Source organism: Massilia sp. 01N417 (assembly GCF_056399645.1).
On the sequence record NZ_JBFTRS010000002.1, the window covers coordinates 136,495 to 157,449 of the forward strand.

Genomic DNA, 20,955 nt, shown 5'->3' on the forward strand with positions numbered 1-20,955 from the left:
CTACGAAGAAAAGAATCATGCGAGTCCTGCACGTCCTCGATCACTCGATCCCGCTGCACAGCGGTTATACCTTCCGTACCCGCTCGATCCTGCGCGAACAGCGCGCGCTCGGCTGGGAGACCTTCCACGTCACCGGCGCCAAGCAAGGTTCCGGCGAGATGCTGGAAGAAACCAGCGACGGCCTGCACTTCTACCGCACGCCGTCCGGCTCGACCCTGTCGAAGCTGCCGGTGCTGAACCAGGTCGACGTGATCGACGGCCTGGCCAGGCGCCTCGCCGAGATCATCCCGGTGGTCAAGCCGGACGTGCTGCACGCCCACTCGCCGGTGCTGAACGCGATCGCCGCCCTGCGCGCCGGCAAGAAATTCGGCATCCCGGTGGTCTACGAAGTGCGCGCCTTCTGGGAAGACGCCGCGGTCGACCACGGCACCAGCACCGAGAACGGCCTGCGCTACAAGCTCACGCGCGCGCTCGAGACCTATGCGCTGAAGCGCGCCGACGCCGTCACCACCATCTGCGAAGGCCTGCGCAAGGACATCGTCGCGCGCGGCATCCCGGCCGACAAGGTAACCGTCATCCCGAACGCTGTGGACATCGACAAGTTCGCGCTGGGCGGCAGCGCGGATCAAGCGCTGAAGGACAAGCTGGGCCTGTCCGGCTCGCGCCTGATCGGCTTCATCGGCTCTTTCTACGCCTACGAAGGTCTGGACGTGCTGCTGCGCGCGGTGCCGAAGCTGTCGGCACGCATGCCGGACCTGCGTGTGCTGCTGGTCGGCGGCGGTCCGCAGGATGCCCAGCTGCGCCAACTGGCCAAAGACCTGAAGATCGAGGACAAGGTGGTGTTCACCGGCCGTGTGCCGCACGACCAGGTGAACAAGTACTACGACCTGCTCGACGTGCTGGTCTACCCGCGCCTGCCGATGCGCCTGACCGACCTGGTCACGCCGCTGAAGCCGCTGGAAGCGATGGCCCAGGGCCGGATCCTGGCGGCCTCCGACGTCGGCGGCCATCTCGAGCTGATCGCCGACGGCAAGACCGGCGTGCTGTTCCGCGCCAACGATACGGATTCCCTGGTCGAGAAGGTGGCGACGCTGCTGGAATCGCAGCAGAAGTGGCCCGAACTGCGCCAGGCCGGCCGCAACTATGTGGAGACCGAGCGCAACTGGCCGGTTAGCGTGGCGCGCTACAAGAATATCTACGGCCGCCTGACGGGAAGCTGAGTTCCCGCCTTCCTCGCCTTAGCCTTTCACGCCGCTGACCTTGGCGGCCATACGGCGCTGGTAGATACCTACAGCTTTCGCGATCAGGTAGGACTCAGCGCCTTCCGGCCGGCCAGCGAGCGTCCACATACCGAGCATCGTCAGTGTATAGACAATGCCACCGGCAGCGACACAGGCCAGCAGTGTCGGGACCGGACTAGCATTTATCATCGACTCGACGGAACGCACTGCAAAGGCCATGACCAGCGACGCCAGCAACGGACGGATGACATTGCGGATCAGGTCAAGCAGACTGACGCTCGGCATTACACGCATCAGCATGATCAGCGCAACGAACAGGCCCGTAACGACGACCCCCAGCCGCAGCCAAGCGATTTCCATGGCCTGCGGATGGTTCAGCACTACCAGAGCAATCGTCGCAAACAGAACGAGCTGAACCCAGGTGGTCAGGGTCGCGCTGCGGTTCTTACCGAGCGCAAGCAGAACATAGCCGGTGCTGGTCGAGATTGCCTGTACGATATTGGTCAGTGCCAAAATCTGAATAAAAGGCACAACGATCATCCATTTCTCTCCGAGCAAGACCAGCACGGTAAGCTTCGCCACCAGAGCCAGCCCGAGACTGGCAGGAATGGCAATCAGACTCTGCAGGCCTTGCGCAAGCAGGAAGTGGCGTTTCAGCTCTTCCAAGTTGTGCTTGACACGCACAAAGGCCGGGAACAGGACTCGATTCAGCGGCGACAATATTTCCGTGGCTGGCATCGCGGAGATCTCGTCCGCCAACGTATATCCGCCCATCGTGGTTGCGTTGGTCCATCGCCCGACCAAGGTCTTGTGCAGGTTGTTATTGAGATAGTTGCCGATGCTGTTCACCAGCATCCACTGCGAAACGGCAAAGATTTCACCAAATTTTTCCAGGCTGGGCCGGGCACGCATCGGGTGCAGGATGTAGCTAAGCACCACGCCGGTCGCGCGACCGGTCAGTGTACCGAACACCAGCGCCCAATAGCTATGGAAGGTCCAGGCCAGAAAAGCGGTGGCCAGAAAACCCGCGATTCGCTTCGAAAACGTCAACACGAAGTCGAGGTCTGCACGGAACTCTTTCTGGAAGGAGACGACGCCAATGTTCTCGAGCGCAGCCAGCAAGGATCCCAGGCAGGCAATGCGCAGCACCGGTACCAGCCGCGGATCGTGAAAATAGTCTCCGGCCAATGGCGCAATCAGCGACACTACAAGCACCGTGGCGCTGGCCTGCAACAGCCGCAGCGTCCATGCCGTGTTGTAGTGGGCCTGCGTCGCCGCACGATTCTGGATTAGCGCTACGTTGACACCGAGATCAAGCAGCACGTCGGCGATGCCGATCACGAGCGAAGTCATGGCGATCACGCCGAAATCCGCCGGTACCAGCAGACGCGCCAGGATCAGAGTGCTGACAAAGCCGATCAGGCGGTCGACCCAACGCATCAGCACATAGATGAAAGCCCCCTTGATGACACTATTACTCTTCATTGCAGCGATCCTTTCGGCCAGCCGGGGAGCAGGTAGCGGCTATAGGTCAAGTAGCGCAGGCCGCCGGCGACAAGGCTGAGCAGGTGACAACGCCAGGCTTCGAGGTGCTTGCCTTCATCCAGAGCCTGGCACGACTGGTCATGCCAGGCGGCCTGGATCCGGCGCCTGATCTGCCGGGCTACGGCGCGCGACGGTGCCAGCGTCAGCATCTTGTCGTACAAGGACATATAGGCGGTACGGTAGGCCGTGGACTTCGACAGCGATCCCGGCGTGTCGTGACACACATAGGTGGGCAGATCGGTAAAGGCGATCAGCCGGCCCTGCAGGGCCAAGTTATAGCCGAGCCAGCTCCATTCGGCATATGGATGGTAGTCGGCGAAGAATGCTTCGCTTACGCGCTCGGTTCGGTACAGCGCGTTGCAGCTCTGCAGCCAGACAAGCGTGAACAGTTCTTCCAGAGGGTTCGACGGCACACGGGAAAGGGTTGGGTAGACCAGCCGGTCAATGCCATTTCTGCGCTTGTAGCCATTGCATACCACCAAGTCAGCCCGGGCCTCTTCCAGCACCGCCAGACGCAGATCAATGGCCCCTTCCAGATATTCGTCGTCGTCGTCGAGAGTCGAGAAAAAGGGTGTCTTGACTAACTGGCGGCCCCGCAGCAAGGCGTGCGGCAGCGAAGGTTCGGGCATGATGTCAAGCTGAACGTCCGGCTGGGCTCGCAGCCATTCGAGCACGTCCGGTTCGCTGCGAGTGCCGTTCACGATAACAATGATCGCAACAGGGTGACGACTCGCGCTGCGGATCGAGGCAATCGCCCGCTGTAGCAGGGCGCCGCGTTCCGGCGACGCCATTGTGGCAATGATGGTGCTGACGAGCACACAAGGTTCTGTGGTCAAAAACTTCTCCGAGCTGTTCTATTGGAATGCCCTGCCGGTGGCGAGTGCGAACGCACGCGAGATCAATGTCCATTTGATACTTCCGGGCACCGGCAGCGGAGTTTGCCGGGCCGCCTGCTGGAAAGCTGCCACCCATTTCGGTCCGATGTGCGCCAGGCTGAAGCGTCCAGCCACCGTGCGCCGACCGTTCATGCCAAGACGCTCGCGCACGGACGGATCGCGCAGGCTTAGCAGCGCCCCCGCGATTGCATCCTCGCTCTCTACAAAAAGGCCGTTTTCGCCCTCGCGAGCAAGGGTTTTATAGGACGGAATCAAGGTTGAAACCAAAGGCATGCCGAGCGCCATCATCAGGGCCAGCCGGTTGGTTGACTTGGTCTGGAACCATTCCCCCTGCGGCACCGGAATCATGGCGACGTCGCAGGCAAGGATATCATCGGCCACTGTATGTTCCGACCACTGGCGGGTAGCGAATTCACCCTTCGAGATGAGTTCGAATTCGAAGCCGGAGTTGATTTCCGGATGCTCTTTCAACTTGTGCACTAGAGCAGTGATGTAGTCGGCGTAGTTCTGGTGGCCGACCCATGCGACACGTAGACGGGCCCCGGCCGCGTAATCCTGCTTGAACTGCCGCTCCGCGACTTCGACGCTGTCCTCGATCACGACCGCACGTTCGATACCCAACGCATCGCGCAATTGCTCCGTGGGCACAATGGTAAGGTCATAGCTGCTATTGAACTGGCCGGGGATACGGTCGCAGCGCACGCCCACCGCGTGCTTGCCAAGTCTGCGCCACAAGCGTGCCAACTGCATCATAGGCCATTCGCCCCCTTCGAACACAACCAGGTCGCGGTCGCTGCGGAAAAGATGCCAGACTGCCTTAAAAAAACGTGGATCGTTGACCGAGCTGATACTGTTGAAATTTTCCAACAGCAACTGCGAATCATATCCATTTGCCTGCAACCACTCATGGATCAGATAACCCTGCAAGCGGCTGGACGCGGTTTCCCTGCCATTTGAAATGACCCATCCAATCTTCAGCTTCTCCGATGGGTTGAGCAGCTCAGTTTGAGCATGCGTGGCCGGGCTTTCCATTGAAGATTGCATCGTTGTCTGGTCCAAAACTGTTGTGTACTAGGCAAATCTACTCAATTGCAAATAATACATTAATATTTCGACTCATACATTCAGCAGTGCGGGCTCAGACAAGCACCTCGACCACCTCAGGGTGTCCCAGGAACGCACCCGGGCTGGCGCTGCGGCCGTACGCACCAGATTGGAACACCACCACCAGATCGCCGACCTCGGCTTGCGGTAGCTCCATGCGTTCGGCTAGCAGGTCAAGTGGCGTGCACAGCGGACCGACCACTGACACGATTTCCTTGGCAGCATGCATCCGGTTACCGATCGCTACCGGGTAGTTTTTTCGGATGACCTGCCCGAAGTTGCCCGATGCCGCCAAATGGTGATGCAGACCGCCGTCCGTGACCAGGAATACTTGACCGCGCGATACTTTGCGGTCGATTACCCGCGCCACATACACCCCGGCCTCGCCCACCAGGTAGCGTCCCAGTTCGATCGACAGCTGCGCCTGCGGCAGGGCGGCGCGCACGCGCGGCAGCGCGGCCGCCAGCGCTTCGCCGATCGGCGCCAGGTCGAGCGCCTGCTCGCCCGGAAAATACGGGATGCCGAAGCCGCCGCCCAGGTTCAGGATCCGCACCGGATGCGGACTCGCCGCGGCCAGGCGCAGCGCCAGCTCGATGGTCTGGGCCTGGGCCTGGACGATCGCCTCGGCCTTTAGGCTCTGCGAACCGCTGAAGATGTGGAAACCGAGCACCTCGAGGCCCAGCTCCGCGGCCAGCGCCAGCACCCGCGGCGCGTCCTCGGCATCGATGCCGAACTGCTTGGCGCCGCCGCCCATGCGCATGCCCGAGCCCTTCAGTTCGAAGTCCGGATTGATGCGCAGGACCAGGCGCGGCGCGATCCCGGTCTCCGCCTGGATGCGGGCCAGGGCCCGCACTTCACGCTCCGATTCGGCGTGCACACAGGCGCCGGCGGCCACCGCCTGCAGCAGTTCGGCGTCGCGCTTGCCGGGACCGGCGAAGCTGAGGTGTTCCGGCGCCATGCCGGTGTCGAGCGCCACCTTCAGCTCGCCGGCGGACGCCACGTCGATGCCGTCGACCAGGCCCGCCATGTGCTGGACCAGGGCCGGCATCGGGTTCGCCTTCATCGAGAAATGCAGGGCAATCTCCGGCGGCAGGTGGGCGCGCACATGGGCCACGCGCGCATCCAGCAGGGCGCGGTCGTAGGCATAGAACGGCGTCGCGCCGACGCGCTGGGCCAGGCGCGGCAGCGGAATGCCGCCGACCAGCAGGCAGCCGTCGGCAACCGGGAACAGGGTTTGGAGGGCGTGGACGGGACGGGCGGCGCTCATGCGGAATTCTCGAACAGGTTCAGGTAAGGGGTGCGCAGGCCCGGGCGGTCGATCTTGCCGTTCGGGTTGCGCGGAAAGGCCTGCCCGCTCAGCACCACATGGGCCGGCATCATCCAGGCCGGCAGGCGGCGCTGGCACTGGCGCAGCAGTTCGGCGGCTTCCAGGCCGGCCTGCTGGGGCAGCGCCAGCAGTACGATGCCCTGGCCCAGCACCGGATGCGGCACGCCGAAGGCCACCGCCTCGCGCACCAGGCCGGTCGCGTAGACGGCTTCCTCGACCTCGGTCGGGCTGACCCGGTAGCCGGAGACCTTGATCATGTCGTCGCTGCGGCCGATGAAATACAGGTAGCCTTCGCGGTCCTTGCGCACGGTGTCGCCGGACCACACCGCCATCTCGGCCAGCGGCAGGCCGGCGGGCTGGCCCGGGGCCGGGCGGAAGCGCTCGGCGGTCTTGGCCGGATCGTTCCAGTAGCCCAGCGCCACCAGGGCGCCGCGGTGCACCAGTTCGCCCGGCTCGTCCGCTTCGCACGGCGTGCCGTCGGGGCGCACCACCATCACCTCGGCGTTCGGGATCGCGCGGCCGATCGAATCGGGGCGGCGTTCCAGTTCGGCCGGCGGCAGGTAGGTCGAGCGGAAGGCTTCGGTCAGGCCGTACATCAGGAACAGTTCGGCGTCCGGCAGCGCCCGGCGCAGGGCCTGCACCGCGCGCTGCGGCATCGCACCGCCCGAATTGGTCAGGTAGCGCAGCGTGCACCCGGCCGGCCATTCCAGCGCGCCGAGCTGCAGCCACAGTGGCGGCACCGCCGCCAGGCCGGTGATGCGCTCGTCGGCGACCGCCGTCACGATATCCTTCGGGAACAGGTAGTTCATCAGCACCGCGGTGGCGCCGGCCAGGAAGGCGCAGGTCAGCTGGCTCAGGCCATAGTCGAAGCTGAGCGGCAGCACCGACAGGATGCGGTCGCGCGGCGTGATCTCCAGGTAGCTGGTGACGCTGCGGGCGCCGGCCACCATGTTCCGGTGCGACAGCACCACGCCCTTCGGCTTGCCGGTGCTGCCCGAGGTATAGAGGATGGCCGCCATGTCGGCGTCGATCGCGCGCCGCGCCGCCAGCTGCCGCGGGTCCGGACGGGTCTGCGCCGCGCGCCACTCGCGCAGCGCCGCCGCCCCCGCGGACAGTTCGCCCGGCGCGCCGGTGACGAACACGGTGCGCAGGTCGGGGCAACCGGCCAGCACATCCTTCAACTGGGCCAGGCGCTCCGGCGAGGTCAGCATCACGCGCACATTGCAGTCGGCCAGGATGTGCGCCACCTGCGCGGCCTTGAGCTGGGGATTGACCGGCACGAACACCGCGCCCGCCAGCGCCGCGCCGAACATCGCGGCCACGTTCTCGACGCGCTTGTCGAGGTAGACCGCGACCCGCTCGCGGCGCGCCACGCCCGCTTCCAGCAAAGCGCCGGCGGCCTGCTCGACCGCATCGGCCAGGGCGGCGTAGTCGAGACGGCGGCTGCCGTCGACCAGCGCCTCGGCGGCGGGCATGCGGCGGGCGGCATCGAAGATAAAGTCGTGGATCAGATCGGCCATGGCAAACAGGAGAAACGCGGCGGTCCGCCGCAGCCCGCCATCTTACCAGTTCGCCCAATTTTTACGCGGCAGTTTATACTGGGTCATGCTCGTCGCCCCGTCTCCTTCCCGTCCCGCCATTCCGCTCGCACCGGTACTGTCGCTGGCCTCGTTCTACCGGAGTGCCGGTGGACGCGCCGCCACCGTGCTCGACGCCGGCGAGGCGCGCCTGGTGACCAGCGGACGGGTGGCGATCGCGCTGGCGCTGCGCGAACTCGGCGTGGGCGCCGGCGACAGCGTGCTGCTGCCGGCCTACCACAGCGCCTCGATGGTGCCGCCGGTGCTGTGGCGCGGCGCGGCGCCGGCCTTCTACCGCATCCAGCCCGACACTAGCGCCGACCTCGACCACATCGCCGCCCTGCTGCGCGCGGCGCCGCGCGCGCGGGTGGTGGTGGCCACCCACTTCTTCGGCTTTCCGCAGCCGCTGGCGGCCCTGCGCGCCCTGTGCGACGAACACGGCGTGGCCCTGCTGGAGGATTGCGCGCACGCCTTCATCGGCGAGCACGAAGGCCGCCCGCTGGGCGCCTGGGGCGACTACGCGGCCGCCAGCATCATGAAATTCCTGCCGCTGTACGAGGGCGGCGCGCTGGTCTCGGCACGCCACCCGCTGGCCGGCGCCAGGCTGCGCCCGGCCGGCGCCGGCTTCGAACTGAAAGCCGCCTTCAACACCTTCGAGCGCGGCTTCGCCTTCGGCCGCCTGCGCCCCCTGCACGCCGCGCTGTGGCTGCCGCTGCGCGCCAAAGACCTGGCCTGGAACGCGCTCAAGCGCGGCAGGCATGCGGGCAGCCCGCCCGCCGCGCTGGCCCCCGCCTCCTCCGACAGCGGCTACGGCTTCGATCCGGACTGGATCGACAAGCGCGCTTCGCTCGCCTCGCGCCTGGTGCTGGCGCTGTCCTCCAGCAGCCGGGTGGCGGCGCGGCGGCGGCGCAACTACCTGCGGCTGCTCGACGCCCTGTCCGGCCTGCCCGGCGTGCGGCCCCTGCATCCGCGCCTGCCGGACGGTGTCTGCCCCTGGCTGTTCCCGCTGCTGGCCGACGATGCGGACGGCCTGGCGCAGCGCCTGCTCGCCGCCGGCGTGCCGCTGACCCGCTTCGGCTATCCGCTGTGGGACGGCGTCGGCGACGCCACCTGCGCGAACGCCGCCCGGCTGTCGCGCCAGGTGCTGGGCCTGCCCTGCCACCAGGAGCTGCGCGAGGATGAATTCACCTGGCTGATCGCCACCGTCAGGCGCGAGGTATGCACATGAAATGGACCATCATTCCCGCCGCCCGCTTCCGCGAAGCCGCTGCTGACTGGACTTCCCTGCACGCCGCCGCCGGCGCCCCGGCCCTGCTGGCGCCGGCCTTCGTGGCGCCCCTGCTGGACGCCTTCGCGAGCGGCGCCGAGCTGCTGGCGCAAGGCCGCGACAATGGGCAGACGGTCGCGATGGCGGTGCTGGCCCCGACCCGCCGCGGCGCCTGGGCCACCTTCCAGCCGGCCCAGGCCCCGGTCGGCCTGTGGCTGCAGCTGCCCGGCCTCGACACCGGCGCGCTGGTGCGCAGCCTGTTCGGCGCGCTGCCGGGCTTTCCGCTGGTGTGCGCGCTGACCCAGATGGACCCGATGAGCATGCCGCGCCCGCCCGCAGGGCCGGCCGTCCGCACCCTCGACTACATCGACACCGCGCGGGTGACGCTGGCGGGCGGCTTCGACGCCTACTGGGAAGCGCGCGGCAAGAACCTGCGCGCCAACCTCAAGAAGCAGCGCAACCGGCTCGAGCGCGACGGCATCGCGACCCGCCTCGAGATCGCACGCGATCCCGCCGCGATGGCGCAGGCGGTCGAGGATTACGCCCGCCTGGAAGGCAGCGGCTGGAAGGCCGGCGCCGGCACCGCTGTGCGCGCCGGCGACGCCCAGGGCCGCTACTACCGCGCCATGCTCGAAGCGATGGCGCGGCAGGACGCCGCCAGCGTCTACCGCTATCATTTCGGCGAGAACCTGGTGGCGATGGACCTGTGCGTCGAGGACCGCGACAGCATCGTCGTGCTGAAGACCGCCTACGACGAAACCGTGCCGGCCAGCCTCTCGCCGGCGCTGCTGATGCGCGAGGAAGCGATGCGCTCGCTGTTCGATGGCGGCCGCTTCGCCCGCCTCGAGTTCTACGGCCGCGTGATGGAATGGCATACGCGCTGGACGGAAGAGGTACGCACTATGTACCATGTCAACCATTATCGCTGGCCCGCGCTGCGCCACCTGCACGCGCTGCGCGAAGCGCGGCAACGCCGCGCCGCCGGCGCACCAACGGACGAACAAGGATCATGAAGTATCTCGACGAAGTCAAAACCATCCTCACCGACGTGCTCGGCCTCGACCCGGCCACCCCGATGTCGGCCGACACCCCGCTGCTGGGCAGCCTGCCCGAGCTCGACTCGATGGCCGTGGTCTCGCTGATCGGCGCGCTCGAGGACCATTTCGGCATCGCCGTCGACGACGACGACATCAGTGCCAGCACCTTCGCGACGCTGGGCAGCCTGGCCGCCTTCGTGGAACAGAAGGCCGCCTGAGGCATGGCGCCGGCACACGCGCCCGCGGAAAGCTTTTTCCTGCCCGTGCGGGACGGGACCCGCTATTGCCTGTTCCATCCGCCGCAGGGCGAGTGCCGCGACGCGCTGGTCTACCTGCACCCCTTTGCCGAAGAAATGAACAAGAGCCGCCGCATGGCGGCGCTGCAGGCGCGCGCCCTGGCCGCGCGCGGCGTCGGCGTGCTGCAGATCGACCTGCACGGCTGCGGCGACAGCAGCGGCGAATTCGGCGAAGCCCGCTGGGAAGGCTGGAAGGCCGACGCCGAGGCGGCGCGCGCCTGGCTGCAGCAGCGCCTGGGCCGTCCGGCCGGGCTGTGGGGGCTGCGCCTGGGCGCCCTGCTCGCGCTCGACTGCGCGGCCGGCGCCCGCGAGGTGCCGCACCGCCTGCTGCTGTGGCAGCCGATGACCAGCGGCGCCGCGGTCATGAACCAGTTCCTGCGCCTGCGGATTGCCGCCGACATGGTGCAGGAAGGCGCCGCCAACGGTGGCACCAAGGCACTGCGCGCGGCGCTCGAACAGGGCCGGTCGGTCGAGATCGCCGGCTACGAGCTGGCGCCGCAACTGGCCGCCGCCATCGATCCCCTCGACGCCTCGGTACTGGCGCCGCGCGGCTGCCGCATCGACTGGTTCGAGGTGACCCCGGCGGCCGGGCGTCCGCTGCCGCCGGCTTCCAGCCGCGTCACCGCCATCTGGCAGGCCCAGCGCATCGACTTTGGCGTGCACCTAGTGCATGGCGAGCAATTCTGGACCACGCCGGAGATCGCCGAATGTCCCGCCCTGCTCGACGCCACGAGCCGGCTGTACCCGGAGGCCGCGCATGCAGGCTGAAGAACGCGCCCTGTCCTTTCCCTGCGCCGGCGCCTGGCTGTACGGCGTGCTGTCGCTGCCGGCGCAAATGACGCCGGCGCCGGCGCCGCGCGGCGTGCTGATCGTGGTCGGCGGGCCGCAAGTCCGCACCGGCAGCCACCGCCAGTTCACGCTGCTGGCGCGCAGCCTGGCGCAAGCCGGCTTTCCGGTGCTGCGCTTCGACTACCGCGGCATGGGCGACAGCGAGGGAGACGCACGCGATTTCGAACAGGTCCGGGACGACCTGCGCGCGGCCCTCGACTGCTTCTTCGCCCAGGTCCCGGGCATGCGCGACGTGGTGCTGTGGGGCCTGTGCGACGGCGCCTCGGCCGCCGCGATGTACGCGCCCGGTGACCCGCGGGTGAGCGGCCTGGCCCTGCTGAACCCCTGGGTGCGCACCGAACAGGGCGCGGCCAAGGCCACGCTGAAGCATTATTACCGCGCCAGGCTGCTGGATCCGGGACTGTGGAAGAAGATCGCCAGCGGCAATTTCGAGGCCGGCCAGGCGGCGCGCTCGTTCGCGGCCTCGGTGCGCTCGGCCTTCGGCGGCGGCAAGGCCGCTGCCGCGCGGGACGGCATGGAAAACCGCAGCCTGCCCGAGCGCATGTACGCGGCCCTGCAGGGCTTCGAAGGAAAGACGCTGGTGATGCTGAGCGGCGCCGACCTGACCGCCCAGGAATTCGCCGGGCTGGCATCCGGCTCGCGCGACTGGCAGCGCCTGCTGGACGCTCCCGCCGTCACCCGTCACACGCTGGACGGCGCCGACCACACCTGCTCGCGGCGCGAATGGCACGACCAGGTGGTCGGCTGGACCGCCGGCTGGCTGCGGTCCTGGTAGCGATCCCGCGGCCTCTCAGGCGGCGGTGGTCTTGATGCCGTGCCGGCCCATCAGGTCGTACAGGGTCGGGCGGCTGACGCCCAGCATCTCCGACGCCTTCACGATATTCCCGTCGACTCGCGCCAGCGCCCTGACGATGGCCTTGTACTCGGCCTCGTCGCGCACCTGGCGCAGGTTCAGCGGCGCTTCCTCGGCTTCCAGGTCGGGCAGGCCGAGGTCGTCGGCGACGATGGTGTTCCCGTCGGCCATGATGACCGCGCGCTTGATGCAGTTTTCCATCTCGCGCACATTGCCCGGCCAGGCATAGCCCTCGATCGCGGCGATGGCGTCGGGCGCGAAGTGCAGCGAGGCGCGCGATTCCTGGGCGCAGAACTTGTTCTTGAAGTGGTGGGCCAGCAGGGCGGCGTCGCCTTCGCGCTGGCGCATCGGCGGGATGTTCACCACGATCTCGGACAGGCGGTAATACAGGTCTTCGCGGAAGCGCCCCTGCACGCACAGGTCCTTCAGCTTCTGGTGGGTCGCGCAGACGATGCGCACGTCGACCGGGATCTCCTCGTGGCCGCCGATGCGCTCGATCACGCGCTCCTGCAGGAAGCGCAGCAGCTTGGCCTGCAGCGGCATCGGCAGGTCGCCGACCTCGTCGAGGAAGAAGGTGCCGCCATGGGCCAGTTCGACCTTGCCCTTGGTCTGCTTGGCGGCGCCGGTGAAGGCGCCCTTCTCGTAGCCGAACAGTTCGCTCTCGAGCAGGTTTTCCGGAATCGCCGCGCAGTTGATCGCCATGAAGCGCTCTTTCGAGCGGGGCGACAGCGCGTGGATGGCGCGCGCCAGCACTTCCTTGCCGGTGCCGGATTCGCCCAGCAGCATCACCGATGCCGAGGTCGGCGCCACCTTCTCGATGGTGCGGCAGACTTTCAGCATGCCGGGGTCGCGCGAGATCACGCCGGCCAGCGGCGAATCGGCCTGCGACTGCTGCATGCGGCGGTTCTCCTGCTGCAGGTTGTGCAGGAAGAAGGCGCGCTGGATGACCAGATTCAGCACCTCCGGGTCGACCGGCTTCTGGTGGAAGTCATAGGCGCCCATGCCGATCGCCTTGACGGCGTTGTTGTGGTCCTGGTTGCCGGTCAGGACGATCACGCGGGTGTCCGGCGCCAGCGCCAGGATCTGCTGGAGCGTGGCCAGGCCTTCGGTGGAGCCGTCCGGATCCGGCGGCAGGCCCAGGTCCATGGTGACGACCGCCGGTTCGTGGCGGCGGATCTGGGCCAGCGCCGCCTCGCGGTCGCCGGCGACCACGACCTCATAGGCGTCCAGGCTCCAGCGCAGCTGCTTCTGCAGGCCCGGATCGTCTTCGATGATCAGCAGTTTGGGTTTGGTTTGGGTCACGGTATCCTCTCTCGGGAGTCGTTCAGGCGGGCATGGCTGCGGCCGGCTCGCGGTACAGCGGCAGCACGACCTTGAACGTGGTGCCGAGCGTGGGCCGGCTGCTGACTTCCAGCTGCCCGCCCAGCTCGGTGATGTATTCGCGGCTTTCGAACACGCCGATGCCCATGCCGGCCGACTTGGTCGAGTCGAAGGGCTTGAACAGGCGCTCGCGGATGAACTCTTCGCTCATGCCTTCGCCGGTGTCGGTAATCTCGATCTCGATTGCGGCGGCCTGCCCGTCCGCATCGCGGCGGCCCAGGCGGATCATCACATGGCCGTCGCGCGGCGTGGCCTCGATTGCGTTCTGGATCAGGTGGCCGACCACGCGCTCGAGGCGTTCGCGGTCCGCCTCCACCTGCAGGCCCGGCACCTCGACCACCAGCTGCGGGCGCGGCTCGAAGGCGCTCTTCAGCGCCACCGCCTGGCGCACCACCTGTTCGACCGCCAGTGGCAGCTTCTTGTCGGCGTTCTCGGTGCGGGACAGCTTCTGCAGCAGCAGCTTCATCTTCTGCACCGAGTGGTTCAGGGTTTCCAGCATGTCGCGCTGGAATTCCGGGTTGTCCTTGTGCTTTTCCGCGTTCGCGTTCATCAGCGACAGCTGGGCCACCAGGTTCTTCAGGTCGTGCACGACGAAGGTCGACATCCGGTTGAAGGATTCGAACTGGCGCGCCACCATCAGCGCGTTGGCGGCGTCTTCCTGGGCCAGGTGGCCGGCGGCCTGGCTGCCGGCGATCTCCAGCAGGTCGGTGATTTCCCAGTTCAGCTTGAGCGGGCTGCGGGCGCGCTGCAGCACCACGAAGCCGAACAGCTTCTCGTGCAGGATCAGCGGCACCACCAGCCAGCGGCGCGGATATTCCAGCAGCCAGTCGGGCACCGCCAGGCCTTCGTACTTGTCGGGACGGGCCACGAATTCGTCGAGGTCGACCACCCACTGCGAGCTCTCCAGGAAGCGGCAGAACGGCGAGTTGCCCGGCTCCGTCACGCCGCCGTCCGGTCCGTGCCAGCTGGCGCGCGGCTCGTAGCGGCCGGCTTCGTTGCGCTGCCACAGGGTGCCGCCGGGGCTCTCGACCAGCGCCGCCATCGCCTGGATCGCGCGGTCGCCCAGGTTCGGACCGCGTTCGGACAGGGTGCGCGTGAAGCGCATCCACTCCTCGCGATAGTCGTAGTTGTAGCGGAAGAAGTGCTTGCTGATCGAGACCTTCAGCCAGGAGCGGAAGGTGCCGGAGAACAGGATCACCAGCAGCAGGGAGACCGCGCCGAACAGGAAGCCGGCCTGCATCACGGTACCCCAGCGGCCGCCGAAGAAGCGCAGGTAATAGCCGGCCGACCCCATCGCCAGCAGGTAGATCGCGGAGCCGAACAGCGCGGCCGAATGGAACATCACGCGGCGCGAGACCACGAAGGTGGTGCTCCAGGATTTGCTGCGCGCCATCGACGCCGCCACCAGCGGCACCGTCAGCGCATTGATCACGCCGCGCGCGTTCCACAGTTCCGGATTCAGTTCGCGGAACAGCATCATGTTGGTGTACAGGTAGAAGTCGTAGGCGAACATGCCGCCGATGCCGAGGCAGGCGAACTTGATCGCCCAGCGCTCCTCGATGGTCTTGTTGCGGTACACCTGTTCGACCAGCAGCATGCCGTACACGGCCAGGCAGGCGAAGGCGGTCACCACCCGCATCGCGCCGAGGGCGTTCAGCAGTTCGAAGCTGAAGTGCCCGGCCAGCAGCGCCCCCAGCAGCAGGATGTAGGCGCAGGCGGCCACGAACAGCGAGGGCCGTACATCGAAGGGCAGGCTGACCGGCAGCCATGACGACCGTTCGCCCTCGCTGCGCCAGTGGCCCAGCAGGGCCACCAGGAACACCGACCAGGCGCCGTCGCGCAGCACTTCGAGCGAGCCGGTGAGCGCGGTCCAGAGCCGGTCGTGGGTCGCATCGCTGGCCAGCACGGCGGCCCACAGCGCGGTCAGCAGGCAGGCGGCGGACAGGGTGGCGCGCTGCGCGCGTCCGCGCCATCCCGACAGCACCGGCAGGCACAGCAGCAGGTAGCCCGCTGCGGCCAGTGCATAACTATAGGCGGCAATATTGGTCACGGTACACCGTCGGAACAGTGGAATGGAAACCGCAGCGCTGACCGCAGAACCGGGTCAGCGTCCGCTGCGGAACAGAACGACCTTCAAGGTATCGATCAGGATCAGGACGTCGAGGAACAGGCTGTTGTTCTTCACGTAGTACAGGTCGTACTGCAGTTTCTGCAGCGCGTCCTCGGCGGAAGAACCGTAGCCGTAGCGCACCTGGGCCCAGCCCGTGATGCCCGGCTTGACGCTGTGGCGCACATTGTAATACGGGACCACCTCGATCAGCTGCTCGACGAAATAGGGACGCTCCGGACGCGGGCCGACGAACGACATCTCGCCCTTGAACACATTGAGGATCTGCGGCAGCTCGTCGATGCGGGTCTTGCGCATGAAGTTACCGATGCGGGTGATGCGCGGATCGTTCTGCTGCGCCCACTGCGGCTTGCCGCCCTTTTCGGCGTCGGTGCGCATGCTGCGGAATTTGTGCACGAAGAAGGTGTTGCCGTCCTTGCCGACCCGCTCCTGCGAGTAGAACACCGGACCGCGGTCTTCCAGCTTGACGGCCAGCGCGGCCAGCAGCATCAGCGGCAGGGTCAGCACCAGGATGATCACGCTGCACACGATGTCGAAGCTGCGCTTCATGAAGGTGCGCACGAAGCTCTGGTCGAAGCCGCCGCCGAACACCAGCCACGAAGGCTGCAGCGAGTCGACCCGGATCTGGCAGGTCTCGCGTTCGAAGAAGGTGGCGGCGTCGGTGACCTTCAGGCCGGCCAGTTTGCACTCGAGCAGTTCCTTGATCGGGAAGCCGCCGCGGCGGTTCTGCACCGACACCACGACCTCCTCGACGTTGTACTGGCGTGCCAGCGACACCAGGGTATCGCCTTCGCGGCCGTCCAGCAGGCTGGCCGAGGGCACGCACAGTTCCTCGTTGGGCGTCGGGATGAAGCCGGTGATGTTGTAGCGGTGGTAGCTGGTGCTCTGCAGGGCCAGGTCGCTGCATTCCTTGGCCAGCGGGCCGCTGCCCAGGAACAGGATGCGGGTCTCGAGGAAGCGCAGCTCCGAGCTCTTGAAGAAGATCATTCGCGCAATGAAAATGCCGGCGGCGGCGATCGCGAACACCAGGGCCAGGATGCCGCGTCCGAAATACAGGTCGGGCGCGACGTAGAACACCAGGGTCAGTATCAGGAAGCCCATCAGGAAGGACGGCATCAGCTTCATGAAGAAGGGATTGCGCAGGCCTTCGTTGAAGTCGAGCTGGTACATGCCCATCGCGCTCATGCTGAAGATGATGGCGGCGGTGAAGGCGATGGCCGAGGTGAAGAAATGATCCAGGTTCTGGATGTTGGGAAGACTGACCGGCTGGCCCAGTTCCATGAAGCGCACCGCCGCACCGACATAGGCCGCCCCGAGGAGCACCAGCACCTCGACGAACAGCAAGACGAAGACGATCTTCGATACGTAGTGATTCGAAATCTTAAGCACGCTACCCTCCGGTATTCTTCTTGATTACATACTGCAGTGCTTATTGGGACAAGTTGCGCACGTACCAGTCCATGGCTTCCTTCAGCCCTTCGCCGATGCGGTGGGTGGGCGCATAGCCCAGCATCGCGCCGGCCTTGCCGATGTCGGCCTGGGAATGGCGCACGTCGCCCGCGCGGAAATCGACATACACCGGCCGGTGCGCGGCCACGTGCGGGAAACGCGGCGCCAGCAGCTCGCACATCATCGCGTGCAGCTGGTTCAGCGAGGTACGGTCGTTCAGCGCCACGTTGTACACCTGGTTGGCGGCATCAACGCCGGACGTTGCCGCCAGCAGGTTGGCCTGCACCACGTTGTCGATGTAGCAGAAGTCGCGGCTGGTCTCGCCGTCGCCGTTGATGCGCAGCTCCTCGTTGCGGATCAGGGCCGCCACCCACTTCGGGATCACGGCGGCATAGGCGCCGTTCGGATCCTGGCGCGGGCCGAACACGTTGAAATAACGCAGGCCGATCGATTCCATGCCGTAGGTGCGGCCGAACACGTCGGCGTACAGCTCGTTGACGTACTTGGTCACGGCATACGGCGACAGCGGCTTGCCGATCCGGTCCTCGATCTTCGGCAGGCCTGGATGGTCGCCGTAGGTCGAGCTGGATGCGGCGTAGACGAAGCGTTTGACCTTCGCGTCGCGCGCCGCCACCAGCATGTTCAGGAAACCGGTGATATTGGTCTCGTTGGTCAGTTGCGGATTCGCGATCGAGCGCGGCACCGATCCGAGTGCGGCCTGGTGCAGGACGAAGTCGACGCCCTCGCAGGCACGTGCGCAATCCTCGGGCGAGCGGATGTCGGCCTGCAGGAAGCGGAAGTTGGCCCAGGCGGCCTCCCCCACCAGCTCGCGGACCTGGTCGAGGTTGCGCTGGTGGCCGGTGGCGAAGTTGTCGAGACCGGTGACGCGCTGGTTCAGCTTGAGCAGGGCTTCGACCAGGTTCGAGCCGATGAAGCCAGCAGCGCCGGTGACCAGCCAGTGGGAGCTGTGCTGTCGCAACTGCTGTTGGACATCTTGAATCTTATTCACGTTTGCAGACACTTTAGGGATTGCGCGGCCGCCCGCGCAGGCGGACGGCCGTATTGGGCAGTATTACAGGCGCCAGACGCAGTAGCCGGCTTCGCTGATCGCTTTCGGGTCGAACTGCGATTTGACGTCGATGAAGCAGCCGTTGTCGTTCAGCTTGGACTGGAAGTCGAGCAGCGAGCGGGCCAGCACTTCCTTGTGCGGCACCGCCACCACCAGGGCGTCGCCCTTCGGCAGGTCTTCCCAGCGTTCCAGCTTGATGCCGTATTCGTGCTGGGCTTCCTCGGCTTCGGCGACCGGATCGTAGACGTGCACGTCGCAGCCGTAGGATTCGAGCTCGTGGACGATGTCGGCAACCTTCGAGTTGCGCAGGTCCGGGCAGTTTTCCTTGAAGGTCAGGCCGATCACGTTGACCTTCGAACCCTTGACGTGGAAGCCGGACGAGATCATCGACTTGACGGTCTTTTCGGCCACGAATTTCGCCATGCCGTCGTTGATGCGGCGGCCGGCCAGGATCACCTGCGGGTGGTAGCCGACCATCTCGGCCTTGTGGGTCAGGTAATACGGGTCGACGCCGATGCAGTGGCCGCCCACCAGGCCCGGACGGAATGGCAGGAAGTTCCACTTGGTGCCGGCGGCTTTCAGCACTTCGAGAGTGTCGATGCCGACCTTGTCGAAGATGATCGCCAGCTCGTTCATCAGGGCGATGTTCAGGTCGCGCTGGGTGTTCTCGATGACCTTGGCGGCTTCGGCCACCTTGATGCTGGAGGCGCGGTACACACCGGCCGTCACCACCGATTCGTAGAGCTTGGCGACGCGGTCCAGGGTCTCGTCGTCGTCGCCGGACACGACTTTCAGGATGGTGGTGAGGGTATGTTCCTTGTCGCCCGGGTTGATGCGCTCCGGCGAGAAGCCGACGTGGAAGTCCTGCAGCCACTTCATGCCCGACTCTTTTTCCATGATCGGGATGCAGACTTCCTCGGTGGCGCCGGGGTAGACGGTGGACTCGAACACGACGATCGCGCCGCGCTTCATGTTTTTGCCGACGGTCTTGCTGGCGCCTGCCAGCGGAGTGAAGTCGGGGTTGTGGGCGATGTCGACGGGGGTCGGGACGGCGACCACGATGTAGTCGGCCTGGGACAGCAGCGTTGGGTCGGTGGTGACTTCCAGGTATTGCGCTGCTTTCAGCTGCTCGGTCGAGACCTCTCCGGTGGGATCGGTGAACTTCTTGTAGTTTTCAACCTTGCTTGCCGACAGGTCGAAACCGATGGTTTTTGCTTTCTTGCCGAACTCGACAGCCAACGGCAAACCAACATAGCCCAAGCCTACTACTGCAACGACTTCATCCGCTCTCATATCACGTCCCGATCAAGTATTGATTTTTGCCATTATATTAACTTTTAATATAACACGGAAATATATGGCACTCAACAAACGACTTACATTAACTCTTGAAAAACAACAGGATGGGTTGCTAGTTGTCAACTCATCCATAGCCTAAATGCAATTTTAGCATCTTCAAAAAAAAACAAGATTTACTGTTGCGCTATCGTGCGCGTACTGTTGAGAAAGGTGGTTGTGGGGTCACGATATATATGATGGGTTCCAAATCTTGGAACAGAGATCGCGCGATCGTCAATACAAAACGTACAAAAAGCAGGACTGAGGATCGAGACAGGATGTTAAGACAACAGTTTATTCATTATTATCAATATTTCTATAGCGGCTGTCGATGAGCCAGGCGCGTTCGATTGCGCACGATTGTTGGCGAGCTCGGCTGCGCATCACTTACAATGCAAAGGATTCATGCATTTTAGTTAATAGACCTTCTGTACCCTGGTGCAGATGCGGAGCCTGGCTTTGAACGAACTGGAATTCTCTTATATAGATGCAAGCGCGGCCGAGGCATCGGCGCTGGATGCCTGGGTGCGCAGCCATCCGGCGGCCAGTGCCTACCAGCTGTCCGCCTGGTGCCGCGCGGTCAGCGAGGCTTACGGCTATCGCAGCCAGGTATTGGTGGCGCGCCGCGGCGGCCGCCTGGCGGGCGTGCTGCCGCTGTGCACGATTGCCCGCCCCTTCGGCAAGCCGCGCTGGGTATCGCAGCCCTTCTGCGACCTCGGCGGTCCGCTGGGCGAGGATGCGCAGGTGACGGCGGCGCTGGCGGCGCATGCGCGGCGCGAACTCGGTGTCCGTCAACTGGGCTCGCTCGAGCTGCGCTGCTCCGCCGGCCCCGGCGGCGGCCTGGAGGGACGCAAGGTGCGCATGGTGCTGCAGCTGCCGGACAGCGCGGAAGCGCTGATGAAATCCTATCCACCCAAGCTGCGCAGCCAGATCCGCAAGGCGGAAAAGAACGGCCTGGGCGCCGAACTGTCGACCTCGGCGGCGGCCGTGCAGGATTTTTACGACGTGTATGCGCAGAACATGCGCCGGCTCGGCAGCCCGGCCCACAGCCTGGACTGGTTCAAGGCCATCCACCGGCACTACGGCGCCGACGGCATGTTCGTCATGCTGGTGCGCCACGAAGGCAAGGTGGTCGGCGCCGGCTGGGTCCTGCTATGCGCGGGCAAGGCGGTGATCCCCTGGGCCTCGACCCTGGCCGACTACAACCGCCTGGCGCCGAATATGCTGCTGTACTGGGCGATCCAGTCCCAGCTGTGTGCGCTGGGCATCCGCGAATTCGACTTCGGCCGCTCGACCTTCGGCGAAGGCACCTATAAATTCAAAGAGCAATGGGGCGCGCTGCCGCATGCCCTCGCCTGGCAGGAATGGAAGGCGGGCGCCGAGCTGCCGGTCGCCGAATCGGGCGCGTCGCGCGCCGGCAGCCTGCGGCCGCTGATCGAAAAAGCCTGGAGCAAGCTGCCGCTGAGCGTGGCCAACCAGCTGGGACCGCGGCTGCGCCGCTACATCACATTGTAGTCAGGCTGCATTTAATGTTTCGTGCGACCTTGCTTAATGCTAATTTCAATTTTATTATCGTAAGACATTCCGTCCGCACCGGCG

Annotated in this window: 17 protein-coding genes; 7 read left to right on the forward strand and 10 right to left on the reverse strand. The window is 65.6% G+C overall.

The features are described from left to right. The first annotated feature begins 17 nt into the window (after positions 1–17). A complete protein-coding gene (locus AC1DOQ_RS02740; RefSeq protein ID WP_477360046.1) occupies positions 18–1,220 on the forward strand; it encodes a TIGR04063 family PEP-CTERM/XrtA system glycosyltransferase in 1,203 nt (400 codons plus the stop codon). An 18-nt stretch (positions 1,221–1,238) separates the two neighbouring features. On the opposite strand, the gene AC1DOQ_RS02745 is transcribed toward AC1DOQ_RS02740, so the two are convergent. The 5 genes from AC1DOQ_RS02745 to AC1DOQ_RS02765 form a co-directional block, all read right to left on the reverse strand. Next, complete coding sequence (locus tag AC1DOQ_RS02745; RefSeq protein ID WP_477360048.1) at positions 1,239–2,726, reverse strand: lipopolysaccharide biosynthesis protein; 1,488 nt, start codon at positions 2,724–2,726, stop codon at positions 1,239–1,241. Then, positions 2,723–3,622 carry a glycosyltransferase gene (locus AC1DOQ_RS02750; RefSeq protein WP_477360050.1) on the reverse strand — a complete coding sequence of 300 codons (900 nt, stop codon included), beginning with the start codon at positions 3,620–3,622 and terminating at the stop codon, positions 2,723–2,725. Before AC1DOQ_RS02750 ends, AC1DOQ_RS02745 begins: the two co-directional genes overlap by 4 nt. 18 nt (positions 3,623–3,640) lie before the next feature. Then, positions 3,641–4,726 carry a glycosyltransferase gene (locus AC1DOQ_RS02755; protein ID WP_477360052.1) on the reverse strand — a complete coding sequence of 362 codons (1,086 nt, stop codon included), beginning with the start codon at positions 4,724–4,726 and terminating at the stop codon, positions 3,641–3,643. Positions 4,727–4,820: 94 nt separating this feature from the next. Then, positions 4,821–6,053, reverse strand: a complete 1,233-nt coding sequence (locus tag AC1DOQ_RS02760) for a pyridoxal-dependent decarboxylase, exosortase A system-associated (protein WP_477360054.1) — start codon at positions 6,051–6,053, stop codon at positions 4,821–4,823. Continuing rightward, complete coding sequence (locus tag AC1DOQ_RS02765; RefSeq protein ID WP_477360056.1) at positions 6,050–7,633, reverse strand: acyl-CoA ligase (AMP-forming), exosortase A system-associated; 1,584 nt, start codon at positions 7,631–7,633, stop codon at positions 6,050–6,052. The genes AC1DOQ_RS02760 and AC1DOQ_RS02765 overlap by 4 nt, the downstream gene beginning before the upstream one ends. 85 nt (positions 7,634–7,718) lie before the next feature. Here AC1DOQ_RS02765 and AC1DOQ_RS02770 point away from each other — a divergent pair, with 85 nt between their 5' ends. The 5 genes from AC1DOQ_RS02770 to AC1DOQ_RS02790 are packed head-to-tail and all read left to right on the forward strand — an operon-like array spanning position 7,719 to position 11,914. After that, on the forward strand, positions 7,719–8,918 hold the full coding sequence (locus AC1DOQ_RS02770; protein ID WP_477360058.1) for an aminotransferase class I/II-fold pyridoxal phosphate-dependent enzyme: 1,200 nt from the start codon (positions 7,719–7,721) through the stop codon (positions 8,916–8,918). Continuing rightward, positions 8,915–9,970, forward strand: a complete 1,056-nt coding sequence (locus AC1DOQ_RS02775; RefSeq protein ID WP_477360060.1) for a GNAT family N-acetyltransferase — start codon at positions 8,915–8,917, stop codon at positions 9,968–9,970. Before AC1DOQ_RS02770 ends, AC1DOQ_RS02775 begins: the two co-directional genes overlap by 4 nt. Further along, a complete protein-coding gene (locus tag AC1DOQ_RS02780) occupies positions 9,967–10,212 on the forward strand; it encodes an acyl carrier protein (RefSeq protein WP_477360062.1) in 246 nt (81 codons plus the stop codon). The genes AC1DOQ_RS02775 and AC1DOQ_RS02780 overlap by 4 nt, the downstream gene beginning before the upstream one ends. Positions 10,213–10,215: 3 nt before the next feature. Continuing rightward, on the forward strand, positions 10,216–11,058 hold the full coding sequence (locus AC1DOQ_RS02785; protein WP_477360064.1) for a hydrolase 2, exosortase A system-associated: 843 nt from the start codon (positions 10,216–10,218) through the stop codon (positions 11,056–11,058). Further along, positions 11,048–11,914, forward strand: coding sequence for a hydrolase 1, exosortase A system-associated (locus AC1DOQ_RS02790; protein ID WP_477360066.1), 867 nt, complete (start codon positions 11,048–11,050; stop codon positions 11,912–11,914). The genes AC1DOQ_RS02785 and AC1DOQ_RS02790 overlap by 11 nt, the downstream gene beginning before the upstream one ends. A 15-nt stretch (positions 11,915–11,929) precedes the next feature. Here AC1DOQ_RS02790 and prsR read toward each other — a convergent pair whose 3' ends face one another. The 5 genes from prsR to AC1DOQ_RS02815 all read right to left on the reverse strand — a co-directional run bounded on the left by prsR (position 11,930) and on the right by AC1DOQ_RS02815 (position 19,311). Beyond that, the gene (gene prsR / locus AC1DOQ_RS02795; RefSeq protein WP_477360068.1) at positions 11,930–13,294 is read right to left on the reverse strand and encodes a PEP-CTERM-box response regulator transcription factor; all 1,365 of its coding nucleotides are present in this window, start codon (positions 13,292–13,294) and stop codon (positions 11,930–11,932) included. Positions 13,295–13,316: 22 nt separating this feature from the next. Further along, on the reverse strand, positions 13,317–15,422 hold the full coding sequence (gene prsK / locus AC1DOQ_RS02800) for an XrtA/PEP-CTERM system histidine kinase PrsK (protein WP_477360070.1): 2,106 nt from the start codon (positions 15,420–15,422) through the stop codon (positions 13,317–13,319). Positions 15,423–15,476: 54 nt separating this feature from the next. Next, positions 15,477–16,889, reverse strand: coding sequence for a TIGR03013 family XrtA/PEP-CTERM system glycosyltransferase (locus AC1DOQ_RS02805; protein ID WP_477360072.1), 1,413 nt, complete (start codon positions 16,887–16,889; stop codon positions 15,477–15,479). Between the two features lie 40 nt (positions 16,890–16,929). Then, positions 16,930–17,958 carry an SDR family oxidoreductase gene (locus tag AC1DOQ_RS02810; protein ID WP_477360074.1) on the reverse strand — a complete coding sequence of 343 codons (1,029 nt, stop codon included), beginning with the start codon at positions 17,956–17,958 and terminating at the stop codon, positions 16,930–16,932. A gap of 63 nt (positions 17,959–18,021) precedes the next feature. After that, positions 18,022–19,311 carry a nucleotide sugar dehydrogenase gene (locus AC1DOQ_RS02815; protein ID WP_477360076.1) on the reverse strand — a complete coding sequence of 430 codons (1,290 nt, stop codon included), beginning with the start codon at positions 19,309–19,311 and terminating at the stop codon, positions 18,022–18,024. A 504-nt stretch (positions 19,312–19,815) separates the two neighbouring features. Between AC1DOQ_RS02815 and AC1DOQ_RS02820 the strand changes: the two genes are divergently transcribed. Continuing rightward, on the forward strand, positions 19,816–20,871 hold the full coding sequence (locus tag AC1DOQ_RS02820) for a GNAT family N-acetyltransferase (protein WP_477360078.1): 1,056 nt from the start codon (positions 19,816–19,818) through the stop codon (positions 20,869–20,871). The last annotated feature ends 84 nt before the right edge of the window (positions 20,872–20,955 follow it).